This window comes from Acinetobacter sp. TAC-1 (assembly GCF_029025845.1).
GTDB classification, from domain to species: domain Bacteria; phylum Pseudomonadota; class Gammaproteobacteria; order Pseudomonadales; family Moraxellaceae; genus Acinetobacter; species Acinetobacter guillouiae.
Genome location: NZ_CP118892.1, coordinates 4,391,163 through 4,404,219, shown reverse-complemented (window position 1 = coordinate 4,404,219; position 13,057 = coordinate 4,391,163). Strand labels below are relative to the sequence as shown.

11 protein-coding genes are annotated in these 13,057 nt (G+C 39.5%); 6 read left to right on the top strand and 5 right to left on the bottom strand.

All coding sequences use genetic code 11. From position 1 onward, the window contains the following. Positions 1 to 9: 9 nt before the first annotated feature. Together PYV58_RS20610 and PYV58_RS20605 are read right to left on the bottom strand one after the other, a co-directional pair. Positions 10 to 417: a DNA polymerase III subunit chi gene (locus tag PYV58_RS20610; protein ID WP_004818553.1), complete on the bottom strand. Its 408-nt coding sequence runs from the start codon at positions 415 to 417 to the stop codon at positions 10 to 12. Then, complete coding sequence (locus PYV58_RS20605; protein ID WP_034613544.1) at positions 410 to 1,858, bottom strand: leucyl aminopeptidase; 1,449 nt, start codon at positions 1,856 to 1,858, stop codon at positions 410 to 412. The genes PYV58_RS20610 and PYV58_RS20605 overlap by 8 nt, the downstream gene beginning before the upstream one ends. A gap of 144 nt (positions 1,859 to 2,002) precedes the next feature. Between PYV58_RS20605 and lptF the strand changes: the two genes are divergently transcribed. The 4 genes from lptF to PYV58_RS20585 all read left to right on the top strand — a co-directional run bounded on the left by lptF (position 2,003) and on the right by PYV58_RS20585 (position 7,084). Continuing rightward, positions 2,003 to 3,103, top strand: a complete 1,101-nt coding sequence (lptF, locus tag PYV58_RS20600) for an LPS export ABC transporter permease LptF (protein ID WP_034613617.1) — start codon at positions 2,003 to 2,005, stop codon at positions 3,101 to 3,103. Further along, a complete protein-coding gene (gene lptG, locus PYV58_RS20595) occupies positions 3,103 to 4,173 on the top strand; it encodes an LPS export ABC transporter permease LptG (RefSeq protein WP_034613546.1) in 1,071 nt (356 codons plus the stop codon). Before lptF ends, lptG begins: the two co-directional genes overlap by 1 nt. Before the next feature lie 154 nt (positions 4,174 to 4,327). Further along, positions 4,328 to 5,875 carry a 2,3-bisphosphoglycerate-independent phosphoglycerate mutase gene (gene gpmI / locus PYV58_RS20590; RefSeq protein ID WP_034613550.1) on the top strand — a complete coding sequence of 516 codons (1,548 nt, stop codon included), beginning with the start codon at positions 4,328 to 4,330 and terminating at the stop codon, positions 5,873 to 5,875. Between the two features lie 30 nt (positions 5,876 to 5,905). After that, complete coding sequence (locus PYV58_RS20585) at positions 5,906 to 7,084, top strand: S41 family peptidase (RefSeq protein WP_034613554.1); 1,179 nt, start codon at positions 5,906 to 5,908, stop codon at positions 7,082 to 7,084. 203 nt (positions 7,085 to 7,287) lie between these two features. Here the strand turns inward: PYV58_RS20585 and PYV58_RS20580 are convergent, their stop codons facing one another. From PYV58_RS20580 to PYV58_RS20570, 3 genes are read right to left on the bottom strand one after another with little or no spacing between them, the layout of a single operon-like run. Beyond that, complete coding sequence (locus PYV58_RS20580) at positions 7,288 to 8,703, bottom strand: sigma-54 dependent transcriptional regulator (protein WP_004818559.1); 1,416 nt, start codon at positions 8,701 to 8,703, stop codon at positions 7,288 to 7,290. Positions 8,704 to 8,720: 17 nt separating this feature from the next. Beyond that, positions 8,721 to 10,289: an ATP-binding protein gene (locus PYV58_RS20575; protein ID WP_034613557.1), complete on the bottom strand. Its 1,569-nt coding sequence runs from the start codon at positions 10,287 to 10,289 to the stop codon at positions 8,721 to 8,723. Between the two features lie 36 nt (positions 10,290 to 10,325). After that, positions 10,326 to 10,961 (bottom strand): response regulator, encoded by a 636-nt coding sequence (locus PYV58_RS20570; protein ID WP_004718392.1) that lies wholly within the window; start codon positions 10,959 to 10,961, stop codon positions 10,326 to 10,328. Positions 10,962 to 11,193: 232 nt separating this feature from the next. Here PYV58_RS20570 and pbpG point away from each other — a divergent pair, with 232 nt between their 5' ends. Then, positions 11,194 to 12,249, top strand: coding sequence for a D-alanyl-D-alanine endopeptidase PBP7/8 (pbpG, locus tag PYV58_RS20565; protein ID WP_004718389.1), 1,056 nt, complete (start codon positions 11,194 to 11,196; stop codon positions 12,247 to 12,249). Between the two features lie 171 nt (positions 12,250 to 12,420). After that, the gene (locus tag PYV58_RS20560; RefSeq protein ID WP_034613562.1) at positions 12,421 to 13,050 is read left to right on the top strand and encodes a hypothetical protein; all 630 of its coding nucleotides are present in this window, start codon (positions 12,421 to 12,423) and stop codon (positions 13,048 to 13,050) included. Positions 13,051 to 13,057 lie beyond the last annotated feature (7 nt).

Below are 13,057 nucleotides of genomic sequence, written 5' to 3'. Positions count from 1 at the left end.
AATGAAGAATTAAAGTTTAAATGTTTGAGGCGAAACACCCATTCGTCGATAGGCTTTATATTTCTCTCGACCAATTTGTTTTGCTGATTCAGCATTTTCAATAATTTCTATAATGTGACTAAATTGTGTCACTTGTTCAAGTGCTTGATTGTTAAAATTAAACACAATCCAGTCTAAAGACTCAGGTAATCTTGAAGAAATACAGATCGGTGCATCAATTTGATCAATTCCATGCGCAATAAAACTGGTCGGATCAAAGCTCCATAAACGTTCATCCAGTTGTTGCTGCATGTCTACATCAGGGCAATGCAACCAAACTTTGGCTGCATTTCGTAAAATTTTACGACATAAACGACAGGCACTTTCCACCTGTCGCTCAGGGCTTTTTTCAAACAAATAAAAGCTAATTTTAGCCATTCTTTTGTACACGGTTGGCGATTAATTGCATCAACAATGGTACTGGACGGCCTGTTGCACCTTTATTTGCACCAGAATTCCACGCTGTACCTGCAATGTCTAAGTGTGCCCAACGATAGTCACGAGTAAAGCGTTGTAAGAAACAGGCTGCTGTAACTGCACCAGCTTTTGGCCCGCCAATATTGGCAATATCGGCAAATGGCGAATCAAGTTGTTCTTGATAATCGTCATATACGGGCATACGCCATACACGGTCAAATGCAGTGTGTCCTGCTGCTGTAATTTCTTCTGCAAGTTCATCATCTGGTGTAAATAAACCTGAAACCACTGAACCTAAAGCAACCACACAAGCCCCAGTCAATGTTGCAATATCAATCACCAATGCAGGATTAAAGCGTTTAATATACGTTAAGGTATCACAAAGGACTAAACGGCCTTCGGCATCGGTATTCAGGATTTCAACCGTTTGACCACTCATGGTGGTTACAATATCACCTGGGCGAGTTGCATGGCCAGAAGGCATGTTTTCAGCAGCAGCAATTGCGCCAACTACATGAATCGGGAGTTTCGCTTCACAAAGTGCACGAATCGTACCCAGCACAGATGCTGAACCACACATATCAAATTTCATTTCATCCATGCCTAAGCCTGGTTTTAATGAAATACCACCTGTATCAAAAGTCACACCTTTACCCACAAGTACGATTGGTGCTTGATCAGGATTGGCTTTATATTCAAGGGTAATCACTCGTCCTGGACGATCAGAACCTTTGCTTACCGCAAGGAAAGCATGCATGCCTAGATCAGCAAGTTGTTGTTCTTCAAGTACCGTTACTTGTAAAAGCTCAGGGAATTCAGCTGCTAAAGCACGTGCTTGTTCTGCTAAATATTCAGGGAAGCAAATATTAGGAGGGCAGTTACCTAAGTCACGGGCAAAGTTTTGACCTTTTTGAACAGCTTCAATAAGCGTGATCTGTTCTGCAGTCAGACTTGATTGCGTTGCAATAAATTCAATATTTTCTAAAGTAAACTCATTCTTCTTCGATTTGAATTCATCATAAGCATATGCAGCTTGCGTCAAATTTAATGCAAATAGATAATGTAACTCAGTCGGTAAAGCCGAAATATCGATGCTGATTTTTTGGAATTTTTTTTGTGAAGCTTTGATAATGGTTTGTGCGATTTTTGCTAATTTCGCAGCTTTAATTTCAGAGGCTTTATCTATGCCCACTAAAGTACATTGCGTAACTTGAGTTAGCTTTCCGATAAGTGGTAGAGTTTCGTTTAAACTTGCTTTGAATTGAGTGTCTTCAATTATGCTGTTCAAGTCATTGATTTTATATGTTTCTTGAGCTTGTTTAGCGTTTTCAGAATCCACCAGAATAAATAACGACTGGCTAGATGTAGACGCTGAAAATGACGTATTGATCGTAAGTTTCATGTGTTGTCTTTGTGCCTTTTGTACATTTCAAATCATTAAACCATTGAACCACTTCAAATGGTAGAATTTCAATCTAGTTTTATAATTTTAACTTCGGGTAAACTAGCGCTACATCACGATATTACCCTTATTTGGAAGATTAATTTGATTATTCGACGTTACCTTGTCAAACAAGTCGTTTCGACCTCTCTTGTGGTTGTCACATTATTGACAGTCATTATGATGGGTGGGCAATTGATTAAACGATTTGGTCAAGCTGCTATGGGGCGTGTAGATCCGAGTATTCTGTTGAGTATTATCGGTTTTCGTTTACCTGAGTTTTTGACTTTAATTCTTCCTTTGGGTTTCTTTATTGGGTTGATGCTGGTTTTTGGTCGTTTATATGTCGATCATGAAATGGCGGTACTGAACGGGAGTGGTATTAGCCGTATTCAAGTCGCCAGATTATTGATTCCACTGACTGTTATTTACTTGTGTGTACAAAGTGTCTTAATGATTTGGATGTCTCCATGGGGGATCCGTCAATATGAGCAACTGATCTCTACACAAGCGGTACGAACAGGCTTTGATTTAGTTCGGCCACGTGAGTTTATTTCTTCGGGGGCTTATACGATTTATGCAGGCTCTTTATCTGAAGATCGTAAAAATCTAAAAGATATTTTCTTTTATCAACGTGCTGAAAAAGAAGGCAAACCTGATGTCATGATTTTGGCAAAGGAAGCGACACGGATTGAAATTGCCAATGAAACCGCCAGTGTGGTCGATTTAGTCGAAGGTCGCCGTTATGAAATTTACCCAGGAACACCCAAATATAGCCAAACTGAATTCCAATCTTATCGTTTACGTTTAGAAAATAATAAAGAAGCCAAGTTTGAAAGTGATGAAGTTGAGGGGCTATCTTTTGGCAAATTGCTTGAAAATAGAAATGACCCTGTTGTGGCAAGTGAGTTGGGATGGCGCTTATTTGTTCCGTTTTCCATTATTGTTGCCTTAATGCTGGCAACTGCATTGTGTGAAGTCAGCCCAAGACAAGGTCGCTATCTCAAACTTTTCCCAGCATTATTGATTTTTGCCAGCTTAATTGTGGCACTCATGGCAATACGAACCCGTATCAGTAAAGATGAGGTGGGTGTTTGGGCATATCCTGCAGTGTTATTATTCTATGCTGTTGCTGCCGCTCTATTTTCAAGAAAGCAGAAATTAGCACCTAAGATTAAGAAGCAAATACAGCGAGTAAAATCATAATGTTAGCACGTAGAATTGTCGCAAAACATGTGACGAAAACCACCTTGCTCGCCATGTTAGGTGCGACCGCAGTCCTTGCCAGTTTGCAGATCTTGTTCACCTATTTGGGTGAGTTAAGTGATCTTAAACAAGGCTATACGGCTTGGAATGCGTTGCAATATGTTTTATGGGGCGCACCTCGTTATTTGTATGAGATTCTTCCAATTGCAGCCTTGATCGGGGCTGTATTGGGTTTAGGTTCAATGGCTTCCAACAGTGAACTGATTGTGATGCGAGCAGCGGGTATTAGCCTCTGGCGTATTGTTGGTTGGGTGATGCGTTCAGCGATGCTTTTGGTGGTGCTTTCATTTTTATTGACCCAATTCGTAATTCCCTATACCAATGAACAGGCGAAAAGTATTAAAAGCCATCGCAGTGTCGCGGCGCTTGGGGAAGTTAAAGGCTATTGGACACGTGAAGGGCAACGCTTTATTTATATTGATTATGCCAACTCGCAAGGCACGCTAAAACAAGTTCAAGTTGTCGATTTTGACGAAAATTATCGAATGAAATCATTGCTAAATTCGGAAGAAGGGCAGTTTTTCAAAGAGGGTCAATGGAATTTAAAAAACAGTGCCCAAGTCAATTTATTGGACAATGGTCAAGCTCAAGTTGTCAATAAAAACCAACAGGATTTAGCTCTCGCATTGCAACCGAAATATGTGCATATGGTGACCATCAATCCTGAGGACTTAGCCCCTACGCAGTTGTTAAGTTTTATGCAATATATGCATGAATATAGCCAAATACCGAAGACATATCTTTTGGCTTTCTGGAAAAATATTGGTTCACCATTTGCGTTACTTGCATTGGTGTTGATTGCCTGTTCATTTATTTTTGGACCTTTGCGTCAACAATCGATGGGTTTTCGTTTAGTCATCGCATTATTTGTTGGTTTGGGCTTCTATTACATACAAGACTTCTTGGGCTATGCGAGTTTGGTCTATGCACCATCGCCGGCTTGGTTTGTATTTTTGCCAATTGTATTGATGTTTGGTATCGGCAGTTATTTGTTGTACAGAGCAAGATAATTTGATGAATCAATTGCTTAGATCGGTTGAATTTTAACTAGATTAGAAATTTAGATGATGGCAACCCGTTTTTGCCATGGTCTTAGCATAGAGTCTGCCGTAAAAAAACGGTAAGATGTAACGATTAATTTGTAAACAGTAAAGAGTATAAATCATGACGGATGCAACTGCTGGCAAAATCCCTCACGTTCTAGTGATTATGGATGGTGTGGGTCATCGTGAAGCGGTCGAAGATAATGCGTTTTTAGCAGCAAAAACGCCAAATCTAACCATGATGCAAGAAAAGCATCCGCATAGTTTAATTTCAGGTTCAGGTGAAGATGTGGGTTTGCCAGATGGGCAAATGGGTAACTCAGAAGTGGGTCATATGAACTTGGGCGCAGGTCGTGTGCTGTATCAAGATTTTACCCGTATCACCAAAGACATTCGTACCGGCGATTTTTTCGAGCATGAAGTTCTGATTGATGCAGTAGAAAAAGCCAAAGCGGCAAATGGTGCATTACACATCATGGGGCTGTTGTCAGAGGGTGGTGTCCACTCTCATCAAGATCATATTATTGCGATGTGTGAGCTTGCCTTGAAACGTGGGGCAAAAGTCTATTTACATGCGTTCTTAGATGGTCGTGATACGCCACCACGGAGTGCAAAACCTTCTTTAGAAAAACTCGATGCTGTATTTGCACAATATCCAAATCAAGGGCGTATTGCCACCATGATTGGACGTTACTTTGCTATGGATCGTGATAATCGTTGGGATCGTGTGGAACAAGCTTACCGCCTGATGACTGAAGGAGAAGCTTTACGTGTTGTTGATTCAGCAGTTGAAGGTTTAGAGCAAGCTTATTCAGCCAATGAAAATGATGAATTTGTTAAAGCAACCCGTATTGGTGAAATCGCAAAAATTCAAGATGGTGACAGTGTGGTATTTATGAATTTCCGTGCTGATCGTGCACGTGAAATTACCAAAGCCTTTGTAGAGCAAGACTTTGCTGGTTTTGAGCGTAAAGTGGTACCACATCTATCCAAATTTGTGATGTTAACGCGTTATCAAGCGACGATCGATGCACCAGTGGCGTATATGCCAGAAGGTTTAAAAAATTCAATTGGTGAATACTTATCTTCTTTAGGCAAAACGCAGTTACGTATTGCAGAAACAGAAAAATATGCCCATGTGACTTTCTTTTTTAGCGGTGGCCGTGAAGATGAATATCCAGGTGAAAAACGAATTCTAATCCCATCACCGAAAGTGGCGACTTATGATCTACAACCAGAAATGAGCGCACCAGAAGTCACTGACAAGCTGGTTGATGCGATCAATTCAGGCGAGTTTGACCTTTTGGTGGTGAACTATGCCAATGGCGATATGGTGGGTCATACTGGCGTGTTTGATGCAGCTGTGAAAGCAGTTGAAGCGGTTGATACGAGTCTTGGTCGTTTATATGAAGCTGTAATGGCAAAGCATGGTCACATGCTGATTACCGCTGATCATGGTAATGTCGAGCAAATGCAAGATTATGTGAGTGGTCAAGTCCATACTCAGCATACCACTGAACTTGTACCTTTCATTTATGTTGGACCAAGCTCAGCGACGATTGCTGAAGGTGGCGTTTTAGCAGATGTTGCACCGACTATTTTAAGTTTAATGCATCTCCCTGTACCGACAGAAATGCAAGGCCGTAATCTAATTACATTAAAAGCATAAAATTATCTCTATTAAAAACTAGGTGTGTGAATGGCTCAAGCTTGGAAATATATTGCTGTATTAACAGGATTGTTGGCTTGTGGAAGCCATTCAGTTTGGGCAGCAGAAAATGCTGCCGCACTTGATTTTGATGGTGATGTCGAAGAAAGTATTGCCGAAGTGCCCATTGAATCGATTGAGCAGTTTGTGCAAATCTACGGCATCGTCAAAGATAATTATGTTCAGGAAAAACCGGATGATGTTCTGTTTCTACAGGCAATCAAAGGGCTGGTGGGTGGTTTAGATCGCTATTCACGTTATTTGAGTCCTGAAGAATATAAACAGTTAATGCAATATACGGAAAGTGACCTTGCGACTGCTGACTTTGAATTGGCTTTTGATAATCATATTCATCAATGGAAAGTGAAGAATTTACGCGATAATTCAGACTCATTTAAACTCGGTTTAAAAAATGGCTTCACTATTTTTAAAATTGAAAATCAAGAACTTAAAAATTTAAATGCCCAACAAGTCGAAGATTTATTACATGGCTCAATTGGTTCAACTTTTCAGTTGCAACTGAATGAAAAAAGCCCAGCCATCACGGTGGTCAGAAATCGCAAATTAGAAGTGGCAGATATAGAGCCGATTATGTTGCACAATCAGGTTTTAGTTCTTAAAGTCAAAGTTTTTCAACAAGATACGGCCAATGAAATTAAACGTTTAATCGAAGAATACAGCACTCAAAAAGTAAAAGCCGTGCTATTCGACCTGCGCAATAACCCCGGTGGTTTACTCTCCGCTGCTGTTGAAACGGCTGATCTGTTTTTAACTCAGGGAACGATTGTTTCTACCAAAAGTCGTTCAGAAGGCAATCAACAATTCCAAGCCTTACCCGGTGATGAGTCGTCCAATACCAAATTAGGTATTTTGATTAATGGTCGTTCAGCATCTGCCGCAGAAGTCTTTACAGCTGCAATGAAAGAGCATCAACGTGCTTGGGTCATTGGTGAAAAAAGCTATGGCAAAGGCGTTGTACAGAAGTTATTTCCATTGCCAAATGGCGCTGCATTACAAATGACGGTTTCGCATTATTATACGCCTAATGGCAATATGATTGATGGGCAGGGTATTCGCCCTAATTTGGAATATCCATGGGCTTTAGATCAAAAAGAAGAAACTTATTTAAATAATGTTGCAGATCAACTATTAAAACATCGTGATAGATAAAGTTGAATGCTGAGAAGTGAATTTATAACACTGTAGCCGTTTTATGCTGCTATATCTGACATTCGGCAGTTAAATCACGTTGTGTTGGATAAGGGGGCGTTCTACCCCCTTACTCAATGACGACATCTATGTCGCTACTATAAAACCATACAAAAAAACAAAAACGCTTGAGTTGATATTATGATGAAGAATGGAGGCTGCTTTTATTCATCATCATCGGTATCTAAACCAAACTTTTTCAAACGGTAACGTAAAGAACGAAAGGTCATGCCCAATTTCTTCGCAGCTAAAGTGCGATTCCAATGGGTTTGATTTAATGCAGATAACAACACTTCTTTTTCAACTTTTTCCAAATATTGCTCCAAACCTTCTTCTGGAATGTTTTGTGCTTTATTCGGCATGATGATAGGCAAGGCTTTACTTTGCATCAGATCATGCTGTTCGACTTTGTGGACACCACGATGTGGAGCTGGTTGTAGCTGTTGAATATCAATATAGTCTTCATCACTCATGGTAATGGCTTTTTCAATGATATTGCGTAATTCACGAACATTGCCTGAGTAATGTTGTTGCAAAAGAAAAGCTTTGGCTTGTTCAGTGAAAGACTTGGTTGAAATACGCCACTCTGTACAAATTTGCTGAAGAAAATGATTGGCTAAAATTAGAATATCACAATCACGTTCGCGCAATGGCGGCAGGACAATATCCATCACATGAATTCTAAAGAACAGATCATGGCGGAATTTGCCTTGTTCAACGAATGCTTCAATGTCTTGATGTGTTGCACTGATAATACGAAAATCAACTTCGATTTCGCTATCACTGCCTAGAGGACGAATTTTCTTTTCTTGCAATGCCCGTAACAGTTTGGCTTGCATCGCCAATGACAGCTCTGCAATTTCATCTAAAAACAGGGTACCACCATTGGCAGCTTGAATAAGGCCCTGTTTGTCTTGAGTTGCACCTGAAAAGCAGCCTTTTTTATGCCCAAATAGCTCACTCTCCATCAGCTCTTCAGAAATTGCACCACAATTAATCGCAACAAAAGGGCTATCACTGCGGTTGCTGAGTAGATGGATGAGGTTGGCAACAACCTCTTTGCCTGTTCCTGATTCACCCGTGATAAATACGGGTGCTTGTGACCGGGCAATTTTTTTAATCGATTCTCTTAACTTACGAATCACCTGTGAATCACCGATGAGCATTGATTCCTCAAGCGGCGCATCGCTGATCGTTTCTCTTAACTGTGGTACATGCAAAGCTTTTTGTAAAAGTTGTTGCAGATGTAATTGGTTAATCGGTTTGCTGACAAAATCAAAAGCGCCTGCTTTCAGCGAGGCAATCGCAATTTCCATATTTCCATATGCAGTTAAGACTGCAATAGGCGTTTTAGGATAATGCTGCGATACATGTTTAACCAAATCTAAACCACTACCATCAGGGAGGTTTAAATCGGTAATACAGGCATCATATTTATATTCACTAAAAAAATATTTGGCTTGTTGTAAATGGTGTGCCATATGCGTTTTGATGCCCATTCGAGAAAGGCTCATTTGCATTAACATACATAAATCTTGTTCATCATCTACAAGTAAAACCAATGGTTGTCGTGTAGTCATATCCCCAAAAACCTAATCTAATCCATGAGTGGGCATTCGATACGGAAGCACGCCCCTTGTTGTTTTTGCTCTACGTAAATTAGTTTCGCTTGATTCGCTTCGCATATCGTCTGCGATAGGTACAATCCTAAACCAGTTCCATTGATTTCGGTACTAAAAAATGGCTGAAATAATTGCGAAAGATCTTGTTTTGTGACGCCTTTCCCATAATCAATCACATCGATATATACGTGTGATTCATTTTTAAACGTTTGCACTAAAATCTGTTCAGCATTTTGATCATTATGACGTAATGCATTACGGACTAAATTGATTAAAACTTGTCGAAGATGAGAATCATCAAAATAGATCCAAACATCAACTTGAATTTCTAATTTGATTTTTTCCTGAGCATCCCCTAAATCATGGCGTAATAAGTCATCAACAAATTCTTGAAAATTAATTTTCGAGGTATGGATCTTTTTATTTTTTGCCATATCTAAGGTATCTTTAATAATATTATTGATACGGATGGTCTGTTTGGTAATCATTTGATTTAAAATGGTTTGTTGTTCTGGATCACTGCTGATAAAGAGATCATTGGCCTGCGCAATGGCAGCAAGTGGATTGCGAATTTCATGGGCAATACTGGCGGACAATTGACCAAGTGCAGCAAGTTTGAGCTGTTGTACCTTTTGATTAATTTTTTGTGCATCTTCGAGGACCAAAAGCGTGAGTGCTTGATGCGGAACAATCAATTTTTGTACGCGAATGTCGACCGTATACGAGGACTGATGCGATTCAAATTGGAAGCGTTCTCCATCACGTAACATGGCATCTTTTAAGATTTCATATAAGTCCGGTTGAAAGCTGGATAAATGATATTGCTCATGCGCGTAAAGTGGTGAAATACCCAAAAGTAAACAGGCAGCAGGGTTACTGACGATAATTTTGCACTTTTCATCGAGCACCAAATAACCGACTTCAATCTGTTCTAAAATATAGCGGTTAATGTTCTGTAACTTAAATAATTCAAGAGATTGATAGGTATTTAACGACTCTAAAACTTGGAAGCGATTAATTGCAATCTGCCCAATGCCATAGACCATAAAAAATAAAAAAGCCAATAAGGCACTGTTACTAATATTATTTAAATTTGAAAAATCGAAGAAGCTGCCTAAAAACTGTTGGTAAATAATCGCAATCACAGAAACCAGTGTTACGAATAGCGCTTTATTTTTACTCAGCAGAAAATTCGCGGTAAAAACGGCAATCACGAACAAAATACTGATGGCTAAATTTGGCCCATTGAGGGCAAATACCAAGGTACTTAGAAAGGGAATATCAACAATAAAAAAACCAATAAATTGTCGTCCAACCCCATGCGGGTAGAACTTGAGCAGCATCATTTGTAATGCTGCGATCAGCGTAAATGCGGTTAGAGAATAAAAATATAAGCTGGGATATTGGTAATGTACGGGTTGATGTTCAAGGGTAATCAGAAAAATAATGACTAAGCAAAAGGCAATAACCAATCTATACCCTGAATACAGTGTGCCTAGACGGTAAATTGTTTGATAAATGGGAACCGTTACCGTAGGCGACATAAATCGTACTCAAGATAAATTATTGTTTTAATCAATTTATGGCTTAATTAGACCATAACGTATCGCAAGGTGAGTGAGTTTTACATCACTATCAAGTCCTAATTTTTCAAAGATACGATAACGATAAGTATTGACTGTTTTTACACTGACAAAGAGTTTGTCAGAAATTTCTTGTGCACTGACACAATTTACCACCATCATGGCAACTTGCATTTCACGTTCTGACAGCGCGTCAAAAGGTGAGGTTTGTGTATCGGATAAATAAGAGCTTGCAAGTTGTTCGGCAATATCGGCACTAAAATACTTACCACCTTGCATGACTTTTTTGATTGCACGAACCATTTCAGTGATTGGCGCGCCCTTGGTAATGTAACCACGAGCTCCAGCTTTCAATAATAGCGATGGATAGGGTTCTTCAGCCAAACCACTCACAGCGAGTACTTTGGTATCAGGTGCGGTTTGTAACAAACGACGGGTAGTTTCTACACCACCAATTCCAGGCATGTTGACATCCAATAAAACCACATTGGGATGTTGTTGCCTTACAATCGTAATTGCTTCTTCACCAGATTCTGCTTGTCCAATGACTTGAATATCGGTCTGATCTTCTAACATTCTGCAGATGCCGGTTCTTACTAATTCATGGTCATCTACCACTAAAACAGTAATCACTTACACCTCCTTAAATTTCTCAATATCGACATTTTTGTTACATAAAGCAAAAAAGACTTGCAAAGACATAACAAAATTGGCAATCCTATTCCTAATATCCATTCAATATTTACGCATAATACGGCGTGATTGAAATATTTGTTTTAATATAGTCACGTTTGAGTGTAAATGTAAGTCATATTTGAGGTAATTAGCAAGTTTGTGAATACCTCCTTGAGGTGAGTAAGTTATCGTGAAAAAACCAAAAAAAACGTTAATGCATGTGCTGAGTTTGTCAGTACTACTCAGTTTGAGTTCTACCGGTTTTGCTGAAATCATTATGAACTCATCGGGGGGGAGCGGACAAGCAACTGTAAATTGGTCTTCTTCAGATGCCAGCCAGTTACTCAATGGTGACTCTCTGGATGATGATGGCGAGGATATTTCTCCAAAAGGCTCAACCACCTTAACCACAACAATTCGTGCGTCAAATGCTGCACCGACAACATTGACCAATAAGTCTGTACAGATTTATGACACCAATACCTATAACAGCCAACCATCGGTAAATGCACGTGCTGCGTTGGTGATGGATGCAAAAACAGGTGAAGTCCTGTTTAGTAAAAATACCAATATGGCGTTGCCTATCGCATCAATTACCAAGTTGATGACAGCGGTGATTACCGCAGATGCCCGTTTAAATATGTCTGAAGACATCACTTTGCAACAAATCGATTTTGCGGGTGCTGGTGGTAAGAATTCAAGTTCAACTTTAAAAGTTGGCGATACCATGAATCGTGCTGAAATGTTACTTGTGGCATTGATGAAATCTGAAAATCCAGCTGCAGCGGCTTTAGCCCGTACTTACCCAGGTGGTCGCCAAGCGTTTTTTGCTGCAATGAATTCAAAAGCACGTCAATTGGGCATGAACTCAACCCATTATGTTGAATCTACTGGTTTAGATCCACGTAATGTTTCTTCTGCTCGAGATTTGGGGATTTTAGTCAGTGCTGCATCGCAATATGGCTTGATCCGTCAATTTTCAACAACAGCACACTATGACTTTAATTTAGGTTATCGCGTGTTGAAATCAAACAATACCAATGCCTTAGTACGTAATGGTGGCTGGAATATTAATATTTCTAAAACGGGTTATATCAATGAAGCAGGGCGTTGCGTGGTTATGCATACCACTGTAAATAGTCGTCCAGCTGTAGTGGTGTTATTAGGTGCAAGTTCTTCTCAGGCACGTACCAATGATGCAACCAATTTATTAAATTGGGTGAGTAATTTACCGAAACGTATCTAATTGGTTTTTCACGGTACTTAACGAGCCAAATGACAAAAAGCTCTTCAATATGAAGGGCTTTTTTTATGCTTAAATTAAGCAGATCAATAAACCATCATCAATAAATTGTATTCGCTTATTTTTTAAAATGGGTTACTGTTGAGCAACAACAAGAAATGATGACCTCAGATAATGAATGCAATGCAACATGCACGGATTTCTGCCAAACGTTGGGGCGGTGAAGCAGAAGACTATTATCAAATACATGGATTTATTGATAGCACCAAAAGTTTATGCAGTGATGCCCGTCATCGAATTTTACATACATTATGGGGCGTAAATTCGGTGGTGATTCCTGTGTTTGGGCATAGCCTTCAAAATAGTGCAGGCAAGTCAATTGATATTAAAGACTTGTGTGAGCGTGATCATCTCTTGGTGGACTACCAACAGCGTTTTATTCCAACCTTAAATGATTTTGTTAATGCGATAGATGCTAAACATTTACCTAAAAACTTTGAACAGCAACTCGAGCAGTTACATCAATATTATTTACAGGATAAAGCGCTTTCACAGCTGATGTTGTCACCTCTGGCTTTAACAGGCAAATTGCATTCTTTGTTAATCACCCACAACAGTTGGTTTATTTACGATATTTTGCCGCGTATTGGGGAATTACCTCCATTGGAAAATATTGTGTATAGCCCAGCAGATTTTTTTAATGCCATGCATTTTGAATTGTGGATGGATAATGGAATGGCAATACCTTTCAGTGCTCAAGGTCTATATCAACGAAAACAGACAATGCAATCAACAAAAAATTAGGGGATTC